Annotated in this window: 15 protein-coding genes; 7 read left to right on the forward strand and 8 right to left on the reverse strand. The window is 62.1% G+C overall.

Annotated features, from left to right (window positions below; genetic code table 11):
• Positions 1–116: 116 nt before the first annotated feature.
• Genes bioA through bioD form a run of 4 tightly spaced genes read left to right on the forward strand, consistent with a single transcriptional unit; the run spans position 117 to position 4,708 of the window.
• Complete coding sequence (gene bioA, locus CXQ93_RS00410) at positions 117–1,496, forward strand: adenosylmethionine--8-amino-7-oxononanoate transaminase (RefSeq protein ID WP_104108532.1); 1,380 nt, start codon at positions 117–119, stop codon at positions 1,494–1,496.
• Positions 1,497–1,516: 20 nt separating this feature from the next.
• Positions 1,517–2,914, forward strand: coding sequence for an 8-amino-7-oxononanoate synthase (locus CXQ93_RS00420; protein ID WP_258068497.1), 1,398 nt, complete (start codon positions 1,517–1,519; stop codon positions 2,912–2,914).
• Complete coding sequence (locus CXQ93_RS00425) at positions 2,895–4,007, forward strand: cytochrome P450 (protein WP_104108534.1); 1,113 nt, start codon at positions 2,895–2,897, stop codon at positions 4,005–4,007. Before CXQ93_RS00420 ends, CXQ93_RS00425 begins: the two co-directional genes overlap by 20 nt.
• Entirely contained in the window at positions 4,004–4,708 is a 705-nt protein-coding gene (gene bioD / locus CXQ93_RS00430) for a dethiobiotin synthase (RefSeq protein WP_104108535.1), read from the forward strand. Before CXQ93_RS00425 ends, bioD begins: the two co-directional genes overlap by 4 nt.
• A 158-nt stretch (positions 4,709–4,866) precedes the next feature.
• Here the strand turns inward: bioD and CXQ93_RS00435 are convergent, their stop codons facing one another.
• From CXQ93_RS00435 to CXQ93_RS00450, 4 genes are all read right to left on the reverse strand, one after another.
• Positions 4,867–5,676 carry a DUF1206 domain-containing protein gene (locus CXQ93_RS00435; protein ID WP_104108536.1) on the reverse strand — a complete coding sequence of 270 codons (810 nt, stop codon included), beginning with the start codon at positions 5,674–5,676 and terminating at the stop codon, positions 4,867–4,869.
• Complete coding sequence (locus tag CXQ93_RS00440; RefSeq protein ID WP_104108537.1) at positions 5,673–6,416, reverse strand: phosphatase PAP2 family protein; 744 nt, start codon at positions 6,414–6,416, stop codon at positions 5,673–5,675. The genes CXQ93_RS00435 and CXQ93_RS00440 overlap by 4 nt, the downstream gene beginning before the upstream one ends.
• Positions 6,417–6,456: 40 nt before the next feature.
• Positions 6,457–7,389 (reverse strand): diacylglycerol kinase family protein, encoded by a 933-nt coding sequence (locus CXQ93_RS00445; protein ID WP_104108538.1) that lies wholly within the window; start codon positions 7,387–7,389, stop codon positions 6,457–6,459.
• Between the two features lie 73 nt (positions 7,390–7,462).
• Positions 7,463–8,557: an App1 family protein gene (locus CXQ93_RS00450; protein WP_258068498.1), complete on the reverse strand. Its 1,095-nt coding sequence runs from the start codon at positions 8,555–8,557 to the stop codon at positions 7,463–7,465.
• Between the two features lie 157 nt (positions 8,558–8,714).
• Between CXQ93_RS00450 and CXQ93_RS00460 the strand changes: the two genes are divergently transcribed.
• The gene (locus tag CXQ93_RS00460; RefSeq protein ID WP_104108541.1) at positions 8,715–9,101 is read left to right on the forward strand and encodes a VOC family protein; all 387 of its coding nucleotides are present in this window, start codon (positions 8,715–8,717) and stop codon (positions 9,099–9,101) included.
• 143 nt (positions 9,102–9,244) lie between these two features.
• Here CXQ93_RS00460 and CXQ93_RS00465 read toward each other — a convergent pair whose 3' ends face one another.
• Entirely contained in the window at positions 9,245–9,733 is a 489-nt protein-coding gene (locus CXQ93_RS00465) for a GNAT family N-acetyltransferase (protein ID WP_104108542.1), read from the reverse strand.
• Positions 9,734–9,909: 176 nt separating this feature from the next.
• Between CXQ93_RS00465 and CXQ93_RS00470 the strand changes: the two genes are divergently transcribed.
• Positions 9,910–11,196, forward strand: a complete 1,287-nt coding sequence (locus tag CXQ93_RS00470; protein ID WP_104108543.1) for a D-arabinono-1,4-lactone oxidase — start codon at positions 9,910–9,912, stop codon at positions 11,194–11,196.
• Between the two features lie 41 nt (positions 11,197–11,237).
• Here CXQ93_RS00470 and CXQ93_RS00475 read toward each other — a convergent pair whose 3' ends face one another.
• Both CXQ93_RS00475 and CXQ93_RS00480 read right to left on the reverse strand, forming a co-directional pair.
• Complete coding sequence (locus tag CXQ93_RS00475; RefSeq protein ID WP_104108544.1) at positions 11,238–11,648, reverse strand: hypothetical protein; 411 nt, start codon at positions 11,646–11,648, stop codon at positions 11,238–11,240.
• Between the two features lie 160 nt (positions 11,649–11,808).
• Positions 11,809–12,393, reverse strand: coding sequence for a MarR family winged helix-turn-helix transcriptional regulator (locus tag CXQ93_RS00480; protein WP_104108545.1), 585 nt, complete (start codon positions 12,391–12,393; stop codon positions 11,809–11,811).
• Positions 12,394–12,501: 108 nt separating this feature from the next.
• On the opposite strand from CXQ93_RS00480, the gene CXQ93_RS00485 reads away from it, so the two are divergent.
• Entirely contained in the window at positions 12,502–14,802 is a 2,301-nt protein-coding gene (locus CXQ93_RS00485) for an efflux RND transporter permease subunit (protein WP_104108546.1), read from the forward strand.
• 97 nt (positions 14,803–14,899) lie between these two features.
• On the opposite strand, the gene CXQ93_RS00490 is transcribed toward CXQ93_RS00485, so the two are convergent.
• Complete coding sequence (locus tag CXQ93_RS00490) at positions 14,900–15,748, reverse strand: PRD domain-containing protein (RefSeq protein WP_104108547.1); 849 nt, start codon at positions 15,746–15,748, stop codon at positions 14,900–14,902.
• Positions 15,749–15,752: the final 4 nt, after the last annotated feature.

The raw sequence follows: 15,752 nt of genomic DNA on the forward strand, positions 1-15,752 counted from the left end.
GCAGCATGACTCGGCCCGTCAAGATCCGGCCCACCAAGACCGGGACGACGTCGGACCCTCCGTGTTCAGTCGTGTCACCATCCGACGGCGTGGGGCCGGGACAGCCGTGGCCCCCAATGCTTGAAGCTGCCACGAGGGCCGCAGCGACCACTGTGAAGGTTGTGCCTGGTGCGGATCTGGGGGGACCAGCACTCATTGCTCGGGACAGGGGACTGCTATGGCACCCCTATGCCTCGCTGGAAGGGGACGCGCCGTACGCCGTCCATGCCGCCGACGGGGTCAGGCTGACTCTGGGTGCCGCCGATGGTCATGCATTCAAGGCGATCGACGCCATGAGCTCGTGGTGGTCCATGATCCACGGCTACCGCAACCCGGTACTGGACCAAGCATTGCAGCAGCAGGCGGGGAAGTTCAGCCACGTCATGTTCGGCGGGCTCACCCACCAACCCGCGGTGGAACTGGCCGAACGGCTCACCGCCATGACCCCGGACGGTCTGGATCATGTGTTCTTTGCCGACTCGGGCTCGGTGTCTGTGGAAGTGGCTCTCAAGCTCGCCATCCAATACCAATTAGGCCGCGGTCGCCCTAAGCGCACACGGTTTCTGGCGCTGCACGGCGGCTATCACGGCGACACTTTCGCGGCTATGAGCGTGTGCGATCCCGTCGACGGCATGCACGCGGCGTTCCCGTCGCTGGTGGCTAAGCACCATTTTCTGCCGCGACCACCTGCCGCCCGGCTCATGGGTGGGGAACTCGTGGCCGATCCGGCAGACGTCGCAGCGTGGATCGGTGTGTTGGAGGAAACCGTTGCGCTCCATCGCGAGGAGCTGGCCGCCATTATTCTCGAACCTGTGGTGCAGGGCGCGGGCGGCATGTTCTTCTACGCGCCACAGTGTCTTGCCGCCGCACGCCGCGTGGCCGACGATCACGGACTGCTGCTGATCGTGGATGAAATTGCGACAGGTTTTGGCCGGACCGGCAAGCTCTTTGCCTCGGAGTGGGCAGGTGTGGTGCCGGACATTATGTGCGTGGGCAAGGCACTGAGTGGCGGTTACCTGACGCTGGCGGCCATGCTGTGCTCCGCGCACGTGGCACGCACGGTCACTGATTCGCCGCTGCGTGCGCTTCTGCATGGACCCACATTCATGGGCAATCCACTGGCGTGTGCCGTGGCCTGTGCATCCATGAACCTGTTGTTGTCATCAGATTGGCAGAGCGGCGTCCAACGGATCGAGCAGAACCTCGCCGCGGCGCTGGCACCGGCCAGCAACCTCGGATCCGTGCTGGATGTGCGGGTCCTTGGCGCCATCGGCGTCGTGGAGCTTACTGAAGCCGTGAATGTCCCCGCCGTGACCCGTGCGGCGCTGAAACACGGTGTCTGGGTGCGGCCCTTCCGCAATCTCGTCTATACGATGCCGCCCTACATCACTAGCCCGGCGGATGTTTCCACCATTGGGGAGGGCATCACCGCAGCCATCGCACAGGTGCACGGCTGATGCCCAGGACACCTCACCGCGTGTCCGCGCCAGCAACTACGGGTGTCACCGAGAGCGCAACCACGGCGATGGAGGCCTGGCTGGCCTCACGCGACGAGGTTCGCCGGCAGCGCGGCATTGTGCGCACGGACTCGATCCGGCTGTGGCCGGCCAGCCCGGAGAACCCGGCCAGCCCGGAGAACCCGGCCAGCCCGGAGAACCCGGCCAGCCCGGAGAACCCGGCCAGCCCGGAGAACCCGGGAAACCCAGACAGCCCGGGAAACCCAGGATATCCAGCAGATCCGGATAACCCCGACGGCGGTACAGCGGGGGAGATCATTGACCTCGCCTCCAATGACTACCTGGGCCTGTCCGCAGATCCACGCGTCATAGCTGCGTCGATGGCTGCGCTGCAGGAGTACGGGGCCGGGGCCCGGGCTTCGCGTGTAGTCTGCGGGAGCACCCCGGCCCATGTGAAACTTGAGGAGCAGCTGAGGGCCCTAACCGGGCAACGGGCTGCGCTCGCATTCTCCAGCGGCTACACAGCAAACCTTGGCGTTGTGACCGCACTTGGCGGGCCGGGAACACTCATGGTCCATGACGCGCACGTCCACGCATCTCTCATCGATGCCGTGCGACTCTCGCGCTCGCCGGCCGTCAGCGTGCCCCACAATGACCTCACCGCAATACGGGCGGCACTGCAGCAGCGCACTCAGCCGCGAGCCATCGTGCTGGTTGAATCCGTGTATTCGGTGCTGGGTGATGTGGCCAATCTGCGTTCGCTGGCACAGATGTGTGCTGAAAGCGATGCCCTTTTGCTGGTCGATGAGGCCCACAGCCTAGGTGTGCTCGGTGGCGGGAGGGGCGCCGTTCATGCTGCGGGCTTGGCAGGTGCGCCACACGTGGCAGTCACCGCCACACTGTCCAAGTCACTCGGATCCCAGGGTGGTGCCGTCCTGGGCTCACCCACACTGCGGAAGCATCTGGTGAACTCGGCCCGGACCTTTATTTTCGATACGGCACTGGCACCGGCTGCGGCTGCCGGCGCTGCGGAAGCGGCACGGATTGTGCTGGCTGAACCTGAACTGGCAGACCGCGTCTGTGCCAACGCATCCATCCTGGCCCGAAGCTGTGGGGTGCCCGTGGCGGCCGGAGCCGTGCAATCGATTCCCATGGAATCAGCCGGTCGTGCCGCCGAGGTGACTGAGCAGCTGCGGGCGCGAGGTATTCATGTTGCTTGCTTCCGTCCGCCCAGCGTGCCCGACGGCATATCCCGGATCAGGCTCACCGCCCGGGCCACTCTCACTCCGGAGCAACTGCGGCGTGCCACCGAACAGCTCGCTGAGCTGGTGGGGCGGCATGGATTCGCCGATACCTCCGAGCATTCAACAGATACCCAGCCCACCAAGGAGTCCGGTTTTGACCCTGACAAGCATTAGCAATCCGCAGTTGGTTAAGGAAGCCATGCGGCGCACGGAGGACTTTGTGCCCACCAACGCCTTAACCTCAGTGGTGGAAATGGCGCCAGGTACGCTGCGCATTCTGGCCAGGGCGAGGTTCGCACTTCCGCCGGTGTTGGCATCCGCCACGGGGGAGAAGCACCGCTCCGTCCGGACTATGGTCGGCAAGTTTTTCACCCCCGCCAAGGTGATAGGCATAACTGAGCACGTCCGTGCACTGAGCGTCGAGCGGCTGAAGATGACAGCTGCGGCGCTTGACAGCGGCTCCGCGAGCCGCGGTGTCCCGGGCAGTCGCGTCGTTGTGGATCTGGCTGAATCGATCGCCATGCACATCCCGCCTGTCATCATGGCAGAGCTGACCGGCCTGCCGCTGCCCGAGCTGTCCCTGCTGAAACGCTGGAGCCGGGATTCTCTGGAGCTATTCTGGGGTTGGCCAGACCCAGAGAGGCAACTTCAGCTGGCGCACAGCGCCGCGGAATTCTATGGCTGGCTTCGCGGAGAAGCAGAAGCCGCGCGGGGGACGGATTCCCTCTTCGGCGTGCTGCACGCTGCTGGCCTGAGCCAGGCCGAGGTTTGTTCCTTGGGGTATTTCTTGGTGATTGCCGGCCAAGAAACCACCTCATTGCTGATCAGCACGGCACTGTATCGAGGGATCGAAAAAGCGCAGAGTCCTGGTGCCCCGGCGTGGGCTGACTTGGCGGAACCCGTTGCGGCCGCCGCACACGTCCGTAAGGTTCTGGCAACCGAATCTTCCGTGCATACGTGGCGGCGGGCCGTTGCCCAGAACACGACGCTCGGCGGCATTGACCTGCCAGCCGGTGCCGAGATTTTGCTTGAGCTCAGCGGCCATCACCCCGCTGATGCGGCCTCGAGTGCCTATTCGCTAGCCTTCGGGCATGGTCTGCACCGCTGCCTGGGTGCCAAATTGGCCGAGATGGAGGCGACGCTGGTGGTGGAGGAAACCGCGCGTGCCCTGCCGGGGCTGGAACTGACGGGCCCGGAACCTGCATGGCTTCGGTTGCTGTCCTTTCAAGCGCCGCTCACCGTGAACGTCTCCGGACGGATCATATGAATCAGCCCACCATCATTTTCGTCACCGGAACAGACACAGGCGTTGGAAAAACTGTCACGACGGCGGCCCTAGCCGCATCCTTTGCGGCGGCCGGTGCCACCGTGGCCGTCTACAAACCCACCCAAACAGGCATCTCTGGCGAGGAAGCCGGCGACATGGACGAGGTGCGCCGCCTCAGCGGCATCAGGAGCGTGACCGAGGGTATCCGGCTGGCGGCGCCCATGGCCCCGGTTGCCGCAGCGGAACTAGAGAACCGGAAACTGCCGTCTCTGACCCAGCACGCGAACAACATCAGCGAGTTACTGGGGTCCCACGGCGTTGTCCTCGTTGAGGGTGCCGGTGGGCTGCTGGTGGAAATGGACGAACGGGGTCACACACTCGCCGATCTGGCGGGAAGCGTGAAGGAACTGGCCCGGGTCCTCATTGTTGTGGTCTGCCGGAGCGGTTTGGGGACCTTGAATCACACTCAATTGACGCTTGAAGCCCTGGTTCACCGCGGACTTCCTGCGGCCGGATTGGTCATTGGCTCATGGCCGGAATCGCCCACAGACCTTGAGCGTGGAAACCTCCGCTACCTCAACACCCTCCGCGTGCCATGGCTGGGCTCCCTGCCAGCCGGTGCGTCCTGGTTGGCGCCGGACACATTCCGGGAGCGCATGCCCCACTATCTGCATCTGCCCCGGACATGGTTGGAAACGTAGGGCGGGCGCGCTAGGGTCTCAGCGAGGTACCCAGCCAACGGCGCTTCCGGCCGAAGCGCCTCTGTGTCAGCTACCTTTGCCGCGGTCCACCAGAGCAAGAGCGCCATGACCGCGTATCTCAATAGCAATTTCTCCGGCGTCGAGGTTTGCAATCTGACTTAGAGCCGAGCCAGGCGGGCGCGGGCAAAACTGTAGATTCCGTAGGCAATGAGCCCCACGCCGATCATGATCAAGATGGCCTCCCCGAACGGCAGTGCGGCGAGGGCCTTCAAGGCTCCATCCAAACCGGTGGCATCCTTGGGGTCCACCTGCACGGCGGCGACGACGAACAGCACGCCCAACGTCACGATGGCGATGCCCTTGGCAATGTATCCGGTCATCCCCAGCGCATCCACGGCCCTTCTGGCCTGACCGGACGGCAGCACAATGTCTTCATGGAACTTCTTCCGGGCGCCCTTATAGATGAAGTACCCGCCAATGCCTGCCGTGACCACACCCACCGCAATGAGCAGCGTCTGCCCACCCGGAAGGGAAAGAATGGTCCCGCTGGCTTGTTGCGAACTCTCAGAAGAATCTGAGGGGTGGCGCAAAGCCAGCGAGAGCGCCGTCGACGCCAGAGCACCATAAGCAACACCCTTGCCGAGCGAAATGACGCTGCGAACCCAACGCTTCTTGGACGAGGAACCTATTCCCAGCGCGGCCTGAGCCAAAAGCCACAGGGCCAGGGCCGTCAGACCCACCACGGTGACCCACAACAGGATCATGCCTCCGGGCAACTTCACCATCTGCGCGAAGGCCCCGGACTGGTCCGATTCCCCGCCCTGATGGTTCGCCACCCGGATGGCGAGGTAGCCCATGAGCAAATGCATCAGGCCACTGGCCGCGAAGCCGATCCTTGCCATGATGGTCAGTGCCCGGCTGTTTCCGGCTTTGCTGACAGCCTGATGAGCCTCGTTAGCGGCATTCATGTTCCATCCACCTGAGCTTGGGACTTCTTGCCGTGGACGTGTTCCCCGTGGACGCGAACCGTCCGGTGTGTATCGATAACCATAATGACTCCTAGGATGACAAGGGAGAGTGCAATGGATGCCGCCGTGTCAGTGATCCAGTGATAGCCCAGGTACAGCCGGCTGGCCACCTGCGCCAGAATCACGACGGCGGCAATGCTGAACAACAGCACCGTCAGGGACTTGTTCTGGCGCCGGCTCGCAATCAGAAAAGCAAGAATGAGCAGGAAATCTGCTGTGCCGAGGACATGGCCGGACGGGAATGAGTAGGAGCTGTCGGCTCCCATGAGCATGAGATCCGCAGGCGGCCGTGGATGCTGGACCAATGGCGCGATGACCTTGGCCAGGACCACGCCGGTGATCATCCCGCCAGCCAGCAAGATGGGCCGCCAGGCGTGTTTGGCCAGCAGCGTCCAGGCCACAAGGACCACCAGGACGATGATGGGCAATGCTGTAGGGCCGAACGCCACGGCCAACACGCTCATGATGGCCGTGAGCCCCTCGCTTCGCAGCGAGAGGAACCAGTCGGCCACCGGCTGATCGAGGCGCTGCAACCCACTCTGGGTCATAACGCTGACAACGAGCACCCCGAAAAGTACCAGCCCCACCACCATCAGCACTACCGAGCTGCGGTAGAGGCGCCGCCGCGTGGAAGCAGCAACAAACCGCTCCTCCACAATGAACTTTTGCTGCCAACTCATAGGATCGATCCCTCCTGTGGGTTTACTTGTTCGACTTGGCTTACTTGGCCGCGGCGATCATTCTGATGGTCAGCGCCAGTGGCTCCACGCTGACCTTGAGGTGGCTCACCTCGCCGAGGTGATCGCCGTCGACCTGGAATTCCTGCGGACTATCCAAGTCAATAACAGCGGATTTTCCCGAGTAGCTCTCCACCGACTTGTTCCGCTTGTTGCTCTTGCCAAAGACGCCCGCCACGACGCTCAACCAGCCGAAGCGGCCGCGCGGGGCAAGGACCAGCAGGTCCAGGATGCCGTCGGTGTACAGGGCGTCGGGGAAGATTTGGACATCGCCCATCAGCTTCCCGCAATTGCCCACCATTACGCTACGTACTTTTCGGTGGACGGGGTGGTTCCCCTCGATGGTGATGGTGGCACCTACGGGTTTGCCTGGGAGCTTGCGGATGCCGGCTTCAACGTAGGCCAACCAGCCCACCCGGTCCTTGAGATCATCGTTGGTATCACCCATGATGGCAGCGTCATAGCCCACCCCTGCGGCGACCAGGAAGAGCTGTTCCTGTTTTCCATGGTCAAGAACGGCCTTGACCACGTCGATCTTCGTTTCGGAACCGGACAAAACACTTTGGGCCGCGTTGAGCGGATCGGTGACGTCCAGCCCCAAGTTGCGGGCCAGCAAATTACCAGTGCCCAGCGGCATCAAACCCATGGCGGTGTCAGTGCCGATCAGGACGGAGGCCACCGTGCGGACGGTGCCGTCGCCGCCTGCTGCAATAACGACGTCGACCCCCGCCTCAAGCGCCTGCCTCGCCTGACCAACGCCCGGGTCTTCCTCCGTGGTTTCCAGCCACAGGGGCTCGGCCCAGCCCGCGTCAGCGCACAGCTGGAAGAAGTTCGTTTTGAACTCTTCATCCGGAGCCTTGACCGGGTTGATGACAACGGCGGCGCGCTTGTCCTGCGCAGAGTTATTCTCGGTCATTTTCGTCCCCACTTAGCTGAGTGAATCTAGAACTGAACAGAATAGTAGCCTGTGGTTTGGCGGACAGCAGCTTCTAGAGCAGTCCTAGCTCTGTGAGTTGCTCCGCAATTCCGGCCCCATCCGGCGCCGAAACCCACGGAACGTCACCGTGTTCGAACGCGGCGGTGTCCTCATGAGTGTGGCCACCAGCTAGCAGCGCCTCACTGGGGGACAGTTGGCGGATGGCAATGGCCGCCGTTTGCTGCGGATGAGTCCGGGCAAACTCGGCGTAGATGGCGGGATCGTGCTGGCCGTCGTCGCCGATCAGGAGCCACTTGACGTCGGGGAATTCCTTGGCAAGGCGCGCCAAATTGCCGAGTTTGTGTTGTGGCCCGCTGCGGAACCAGTGCTGGCGTGTGGGGCCCCAATCGGTGAGCAGCAGCACGCCGTCGGGGTACAAGTTCCGGGCTAGAAAGCGGGCCAGCGCCGGAGCCACGTTCCAGGCGCCGGTGGATAAATACAGGATGGGAGCGCCGGGGTTCTGCGCCATGACCCGATCCAGCATGACGGCCATGCCCGGAGTGGGTGTCCGCGCGCGCTCACTGAGAACCAGCGTGTTCCAGAGCGCCAAGAGCGGCCGGGGCAAGGCGGTGACCATGACAGTGTCGTCAATATCGGAGACGATGCCGAAGCGGGCGTCCGGATCGACGATCTGAATACGAGCCTGCGCGGGTGCTGCACCGTCGCTTCGCAGCGTGATGGTGTGCCATCCCGGCGTCAAGGAGCAGTCCAGGACCACATCCACCAGCCCACCGGCATCGGCCTGCACTAGGTGAGTGACGCCGTCGAGTTCTACCTCAACGGTGCTGCTGCGAACAGGCACGCTCATGAAGGCCCGCCAGCCGCGCACCGTGCCTGCGGTGCTGTCCCCGGAGGTGCGCATCAGCACCACCCGAGCAAGAACGCGCACCCAACTGGTGCTGCCGTAGCCGGGGTAAGCCATCACGGTGGGGACCGCGCCGGTTGAAGTGGCGATGCGTCCGCGAATGGTGTGGAGGGCATCGGCCACGCGCATGACGTGTCCGAGCAGCGCCCGTGCCCGGGGTCGTGTTGTGGCTGGGGTGCTAGAGGCGCTCGATTGCTGCTTGGCGGTGGTGCCGGACGGTGGCTTGCGCGAAGACGAGGACATGCTTTACTGTCCCACAAATGCGGCGCGTGACGCGAGTACAGCTAGGGAACTGCTGGCGTTCGGCGGCATCGGCTGACATGCTCCTAAGTAGCATGTGCGAGAGTCGGGCCGCAGGCCTGCCGCGATGCAGTCAAGGCTGCGAAATGAAGGAGTTCCCATGGAAATGCGGTTGGAATTGGTCCCGCTACCCACCACTGATGTTGATCGAAGCAAAGCCTTCTACCTCGACCAAGTGGGATTCACCCTCGATCACGACGTGGAGCCGGGCAACGGTATGCGGGTTGTTCAGATGACTCCGCCCGGGTCAGCATGTTCGATAGTTGTTGGGGTGGGCATCAGCGATCCAACCGCTGCACCCGTGCACGGACTTCACCTGGTGGTGGATGACCTTGAGACCGTCCAGCAGACACTGCGAGGCAAGGGGATCGGCGTCTCCGATATCAGCGATATGGGTGGCGGCGTTAGGTATGCGTACTTCAGTGATCCTGACGGCAATTCCTGGGCCTTGCAGCAGATTTCCGGCTCGCCACGTTTGCCGCAGTAGCAGGGGCGGCCTTCAGTTCGGCGGCGATGCAGAGGTTACTTGCCAGAGCTGCCCATCCGGATCGGCAACAGCGCCAACACAACCCCAACGCTATTGTCCAGATGCCGTCATTAGGGTAGCTCCGGCCTGGCCTCGCTGGTACCTCAGCTCAGGTGCAGATACATCACATGCAGGCCCACAAAACCGTCGTCGGGATGATTGAAAGCATCCGGAACTGTGCCGATGATGCGGAATCCGAGGGATTGCCACAGGTGGACCGCCGGGTGATTGCTTTCGACGACGGCGTTGAACTGGATGCCGCGGTAACCTTCGCTACGCGCCCAGCTGATGACATACTTTCCCAGGCGGCGTCCGGTGCCGTGGCCCCGGTGCGCCGGATCGACCAGGAACGATGCGGTGGCAATGTGTTGGCCGCGGCCGGGACGGTTGGGGCCCATTTTTGCCGAGCCGAGGATGCGCTGCCCGTCGACGGCGACGACCGTTTGCCCTGGTGCCTGTTCCACCCACCAGGGCCTGGCCTCCTCGAGCGTCTGGTTCTCGGGAAAGGCGTAGGTACGTCCTTCGGCCATCGTAGCGCGGTAGAACTCGAAAATGCCGGGCCAGTCTTCCTCAGTGCTCACGCGGATGTCCATGAGCTGCAGTCTAACCGGCGTGGCTTTGCGGGTGCTCTTGTCCAAGCCAATAGCTGTTATCGGTAGGCGAGAATGCGGACGGGCTCGCCGCGTTGGTGGTGGCATAGGCAAGACCTGTGAGATTTGATATGTTGTGAGTCACATCAAATTGTTTCGTTCGAGCTAGGATCCATGAAATGACCCTGCAGCAGACACCCGCCAACGCCCCAGAGGTAAATTGGGCAGGCAACCACCACTACCGGGCCACAGTGATTCATCACCCGGAATCGGAAGCCGAAGTTCAAGCCCTAGTTCGTGGCGCCAGCTCGGTTCAAGCGCTGGGTTCCAGGCACTCCTTCAATGCCATTGCTGACACCGACGGTATCCAGATCTGCTTGGACAAGATGCTCATTGCCGTCCGCATTGACCCAGAGGCCATGACAGCCACCGTGGGTGGCGGCAGCAGTTACGGCGCCTTGGCGGTGGAGTTGGCAGCACACGGATTCGGGCTGGCAAACTTGGCCTCCCTGCCTCACATTTCCGTGGCTGGCGCCATCGCCACGGCCACCCATGGTTCTGGAGATGACAACGCAAACTTGGCGGCCGACGTCGTAGCTTTACGCTTGGTGGACGGCACAGGTGAGGTCCGCTCCGTGAGCCGCGCGACGACGCCGGACTTTGCCGGATACGTGGTGGGATTGGGTGCGCTGGGCATCGTGACCGAGGTGACGCTGAGCATTGTGCCCGCCTACACCGTGGCCCAGCACATCTATCTGGGTCTCGACTGGGATGCTGTGCTGGCAAATTATGACGCCGTCACCGGGCGGGCGTACTCGGTCAGCCTGTTCACCGACTGGAGCGGTGAAAGCGTTGGCCAGGCCTGGTTCAAGCAGAAAATTGGCGACGGCCGCACCAGTGACTACCCAGCAGAATTGCTGGGCGGGACCGCGGCAACTGATGGGGTGCACCCGCTGCCGGGAGTCTCGGCCGTGAACTGCACCCAGCAGCTGGGTTTGGCCGGGCCGTGGCAGGACCGCCTCTCACATTTTCGGATGGAGTTCATGCCGAGTGCCGGTGAGGAGATCCAGACCGAATATCTCATCGATAGGGCCCATGCCGTTCCCGCGATCCAGGCCCTGCGCGCCCTCAGTGACGTCATCACCCCGCTGCTGCAGGTGGGCGAGATTCGCTCCGTGGCAGCCGATGACCTCTGGCTCAGCACCGCTCAGGGCCGTGACAGCGTAGCCTTCCACTTCACTTGGTTCCGCGATCAGGCCGCTGTAGAAGCCGTGGTGAAGGTGGTCGAGGAAGCGCTGGCTCCCTTTGGTGCCCGCCCGCACTGGGGCAAAGTGTTCGACGCCGATGCCTCCGCTCTGGCGCCGCTCTACCCGCGCTTTGACGACTTCAAGGCGCTGGTGCATCGGCTTGATCCCGAAGGAAAGTTCCGCAACGAGTTCTTGCAGCGAGCGGTGTTCGGGGAGTAGCTTTTGGCCCCGCGGATTGACCTCTGAAGAGGGTGGCTGGCTTAGCCAACCGCCTTCTTCAGCAAGGCCACGATCTTTTTCTGATCGGCGGCGGTCAACGTCGTCACAGCATATGAGGTGGCCCAGAAGTTCCCGTCGTCCAGTTGCGCATCTGGCTGGAAACCTATGGTGGCGTACCTGACCTTGAATTTGGCTGCGGACTGGAAGAACACCACAACCTTGCCCTCGGCATTCGTGTAAGCGGGCATTCCATACCAAGTTTTTGCGCCCAACGTGGTGTGTTCCTGAACCAGGCCATGCAAAATCTGCGCCAGCTCCTGATCCTTGCCGGTCATTTCCGCGATGGCAGCCACGCAAGCGGCCTCCAGGTCAGCGCCAACCTTGGCGGCCTTGGCCTCTGCTGCAGCGGCTCGCATCGCAGCCTTTTCCTCTTTGCTGAATGTGGTGTTCATGATGGGTCCTCAATTCTTGCCTAATCCTTGCAAGTCGCGGGTTTGCGCTATGCACCCAACGCTAGGTGACCGCCGTCGTACTTACTTCTTGAATCCTGCTCCGATCTCAACAACTCTTACTAACCACGCTCGTTTGCTCCAAGAACTAGCCGCCAGCGCGTTAGCCTTCAGTCGCTTCCGGCTGGGCCCATGTCAGGTTCTTGATGGAGAGCTGCTCCGCCATGTCATCGAGGAAGCGGATCACCACTTCGCGTTCAGCAGGATTGAGCCGGGCAGCCGAATAGAACCGCTTGGCTTGCTGGCGGCCCACAGTATTCATGGCGGATTCGCGCGTCACATCGGTGATGGCAATGGCCAAGGCCCGGCGATCGCTGGGATGCGGTGAGCGGGTGATGTGCCCCGCCCGTTCCAGTCGGTCCAGCAATTTGGTGGTGGACGCCGTCGAAATTTTCAGGTGAGCGGCAATGCCACCCGGGGTGGTTACGCCCCCTGTATTGGCGGCAACGATGAGGTAGTGCAGCGCCCGCATATCCGTTTGATTCAATTTCATGTACTTCAGCGACGCGTCTGAGAGCAGCTGCTCGGCTTCACGCAAGCGGCCCAGGGCAGCCATGACTGAGCCGATCTGGCGCACGTCCGCGGGGTCCATGGCGGAGCGATCCACGAGCTGGCTCGCGGGGTCGCTGGCGTCTACGTCGTAAATGCTCGGCGGCAACTGCTTATTTGCTGCCTCGGTACTTTCCATAGGGTGATTCTATCCTGCTTGAGGTATAGCCGCCTCAGCTTCTATCATGCTAGGATATTTGCTAGCTAAGCGAGATTAAATTGCGGCACGACCACGGAGAGTACGGACATGAGCACTGCGGAGAAAACTGCCAAGCGGGGCGAGCACAAAGGCGAGCACAAAGCGCCGCGCAAAATCGCCAAATGGGTGCGCATTCTGTTGCCCACCCTCCTGATTGTTGGCTGGCTGGCAGGGGCTGCTGTCGGTGGGCCTTACTTTGGGCGGGTCAGTGAAGTTTCCTCCAACGACCAGACCACATACTTGCCGTCCTCCGCTGATGCCACCCAAGTGCAGAAGATTTTGACGGAATTCCGCGCTTCGGATGAGATTCCGGCGATTGTGGTTTTCGCGGGAAACGACAAGCTCACCCCCGAGCAAATTTCCAGCATCTCTTCCGAAGTCAAGGCGCTGACAGAGATTGCCGGGGTGTCAAAGGACATCTCCCCGGCCATTCCGTCCGAGGATGGCAAGGCGCTGCAGGCATTTGTCCCCATCCAGGCAGACTCCGAAATTGGGGACGTGGTGGCCGAGATTGGTGACACGCTGCGTTCCACCGCGCCCGACGGCGTGAGTGTTCACGTCACCGGGCCTGCCGGCCTGACAGCAGACCTCGTTGCGGGCTTCGCCGGCATTGACGGCATTCTCTTGGGCGTGGCGCTGCTGGCCGTATTTATCATCCTGATCTGTGTTTACCGTTCCCTCTTGCTCCCTGTAGCGGTGTTGGCTACCAGCATGTTTGCCTTGTGTGTTGCCCTCTTGAGCGTCTGGTGGATGGCGAAGGCTGGCATTTTCATGCTGAGTGGCCAGACGCAAGGCATTTTGTTCATCCTGGTGATTGGTGCGGCAACGGACTATTCCTTGCTCTATGTGTCTCGCTACCGTGAAGAGCTCCGTATGACCAGGGACAAATGGTCTGCCAGCATTCAGGCCATCAAGAAGTCCGCTGAGCCCATCGCAGCCTCCGGCGGAACTGTCATTGTTGGCCTGCTCTGCCTGTTGCTCAGCGACTTGAAGTCAAATAGTTCGCTGGGCCCTGTGGCTGCCGTTGGTATTGTCTTCGCCATGCTCTCGGCGCTGACATTGCTGCCTGCGCTGCTGTTCGCATTCGGCCGGGCTTCCTTCTGGCCGCGCCGCCCGAAGTATGAACCGGAAGCTGTTGCTGCCGAGCATGGCATGGCAACCAAGGGCGTCTGGGTCAAGCTGGCTCGTGGCATCAAAAAGCGTCCGCGCACCATCTGGATCGTCACCTCCTTGATCCTGATTGTGGGCGCCATGGGTGCCACACAGCTCAATGCCAATGGCGTTCCCCAATCTGATTTGGTGCTGGGTGCCTCCGAAGCCCGCGACGGTCAAGTGGTTCTAGGCGAGCATTTCCCCGGTGGTACCGGTAGCCCGGTGCTGGTTGTTGTACCCGAGGCTGAACTTCAGGAAACCGCCAACGTGTTGCTGGGCACGGACGGTGTCGACGGTGTCACTGTTGTAGCAGCCGACTCGCCGAGCGGTGCTGCGACGGTGACCGCTGAGGGGATCCAGGCCATGGGCGCTCCGGGCACCCCCGCTCCGGAAGCCACGGTGGTCAACGGAGACATCATGCTCCAAGGAACGCTGGCGTCAGCGGCAGATTCTGACGCCGCGTCCGACGTCGTCCGTACTTTGCGCGATAACCTCGCCAACACTGTGCCAGATGCGCTGGTAGGTGGCGTCACGGCGACGGCCATCGATACGAACGATGCCTCCATTCACGATCGCAATTTGATCATTCCCGTGGTGCTCGTTGTGATTCTGCTGATCCTGATGTTGCTACTGCGCTCCGTGCTGGCTCCTGTCATCTTGATCCTGACCACTGTCCTGTCCTTTGGAACGGCGCTAGGTGTTGCCGCGCTGGTCTTCAACGGCGTGTTCAAGTTCCCAGGTGCCGATCCTGCGGTTCCGCTATTCGGCTTCATTTTCCTGGTGGCGTTGGGCATCGATTACAACATCTTCCTGATGACGCGTGTGCGGGAAGAATCGCTCAAACACGGGACTCGCGAAGGCATCATGCGGGGGCTGGTGATCACCGGCGGTGTCATTACCTCGGCCGGTTTGGTGCTTGCGGCCACGTTCTCAGCCCTGGCCGTCATCCCCATCCTGTTCTTGGCGCAGATTGCCTTCATCGTGGCCTTCGGCGTCTTGCTCGATACCTTCGTGGTGCGCTCGGTGCTGGTTCCGGCGCTCACCTACGATATTGGCAAGAAGATTTGGTGGCCGTCCAAGTTGGCGCGCATGACTGACGAGGAAGTGGCCAACGCTGAGGCAGCGTCAAACCTTGCCGAGGATGAAGCCGCGGCAAAGGAAGCTCATCATGAGAGGGCAATGCACACCGGTAAGTAGCTGCGCTAGCGCCAAGCCTGCCCGTGGGCAATAGCATCATCGACACGGGCAGGCTCGAGCAGGTGGCTGTTCAGTCCCGGCATGCCGGAACGAACCGCTAGCCCCGGTTTTCATCCATGAGCCGGGCAACGTGGAGCGTCAAGTAAGTGGCCTCGTCCTCGGTCATGGGGTCGCCAAGCCGCAGCTCTAGGACGCTTTGGAGTTTGAGGGCTGTGGAGTAGGCCCCCGGGTAGGAATCCCGAATGGCGGAGCCCAGCTTGCCGGCGCCTTCCTCCAGCTGTTTCCCGGAGGCGGCCCGTACAAAGAAATAGCGCAGGTGGGTGATGAAGCGGGCGGAATTGACGGTATCGCGGTCGATGGGCTGGCCGTTGGCTTGTTCCAGAACGTCGAAGAGCTGGGCAAATACACCCGTCATTTGGTAGGTGAAGGACAGGTCTCCTGCGGTGAATCCGGCATTCACCAGATGCATGGTGATAGAGACCGCTTCCCCGTCAGCCAGCGGCGAATCGAGGGTGGCGTTGACGTACGCCAGAATCCTCCGGGCCGCCCGTAGTTCAGCGGGGTAGAGGTGCGAGACCTCAGCCTGGAGCGGGTACTCAAACTCAATGCCGTTCTGCAATCGCTTGATGGCAAAGCTAAGGTGATCTGCCAGGGCAACCGTCAGGACAGCGCTGCGGCGAATGTCCATTTCCGTACGTCCGGCTTCCAACGCTTTGTCCGCAAGTGCAAGGATTTCCGGCGAGAGGGATGCCACCATGGCCCCCAAGGAATCAGGGCTACGGCCGTCTTCAGGCACGAAGGTGCGAATAACCGCCGTCGGATCAACCTTTTGGCCGGGCTTGGCCTGAAACCCCAGACCGCGACCGGTCAGGATCACCTCGCGGCGCTCACCGCTGGCTTCGCGGGCAAGGACAACGTTGTTGTTGAACACACGCAGGATCTCCATGCCG

Source organism: Arthrobacter sp. N199823, from assembly GCF_002929705.1.
In the GTDB taxonomy this organism is placed as follows: domain Bacteria; phylum Actinomycetota; class Actinomycetes; order Actinomycetales; family Micrococcaceae; genus Specibacter.

Excerpts from the sequence above, each read along its gene's own strand:
- bioA (WP_104108532.1), top strand. The coding sequence starts at position 117 with ATGCTTGAAGCTGCCACGAGGGCCGCAGCGACCACTGTGAAGGTTGTG.
- bioD (WP_104108535.1), top strand. The coding sequence starts at position 4,004 with ATGAATCAGCCCACCATCATTTTCGTCACCGGAACAGACACAGGCGTT.
- CXQ93_RS00435 (WP_104108536.1), bottom strand. The coding sequence starts at position 5,676 with ATGAATGCCGCTAACGAGGCTCATCAGGCTGTCAGCAAAGCCGGAAAC.
- CXQ93_RS00440 (WP_104108537.1), bottom strand. The coding sequence starts at position 6,416 with ATGAGTTGGCAGCAAAAGTTCATTGTGGAGGAGCGGTTTGTTGCTGCT.
- CXQ93_RS00445 (WP_104108538.1), bottom strand. The coding sequence starts at position 7,389 with ATGACCGAGAATAACTCTGCGCAGGACAAGCGCGCCGCCGTTGTCATC.
- CXQ93_RS00450 (WP_258068498.1), bottom strand. The coding sequence starts at position 8,557 with ATGTCCTCGTCTTCGCGCAAGCCACCGTCCGGCACCACCGCCAAGCAG.
- CXQ93_RS00460 (WP_104108541.1), top strand. The coding sequence starts at position 8,715 with ATGGAAATGCGGTTGGAATTGGTCCCGCTACCCACCACTGATGTTGAT.
- CXQ93_RS00465 (WP_104108542.1), bottom strand. The coding sequence starts at position 9,733 with ATGGACATCCGCGTGAGCACTGAGGAAGACTGGCCCGGCATTTTCGAG.
- CXQ93_RS00470 (WP_104108543.1), top strand. The coding sequence starts at position 9,910 with ATGACCCTGCAGCAGACACCCGCCAACGCCCCAGAGGTAAATTGGGCA.
- CXQ93_RS00475 (WP_104108544.1), bottom strand. The coding sequence starts at position 11,648 with ATGAACACCACATTCAGCAAAGAGGAAAAGGCTGCGATGCGAGCCGCT.
- CXQ93_RS00480 (WP_104108545.1), bottom strand. The coding sequence starts at position 12,393 with ATGGAAAGTACCGAGGCAGCAAATAAGCAGTTGCCGCCGAGCATTTAC.
- CXQ93_RS00485 (WP_104108546.1), top strand. The coding sequence starts at position 12,502 with ATGAGCACTGCGGAGAAAACTGCCAAGCGGGGCGAGCACAAAGGCGAG.
- CXQ93_RS00490 (WP_104108547.1), bottom strand. The coding sequence starts at position 15,748 with ATGGAGATCCTGCGTGTGTTCAACAACAACGTTGTCCTTGCCCGCGAA.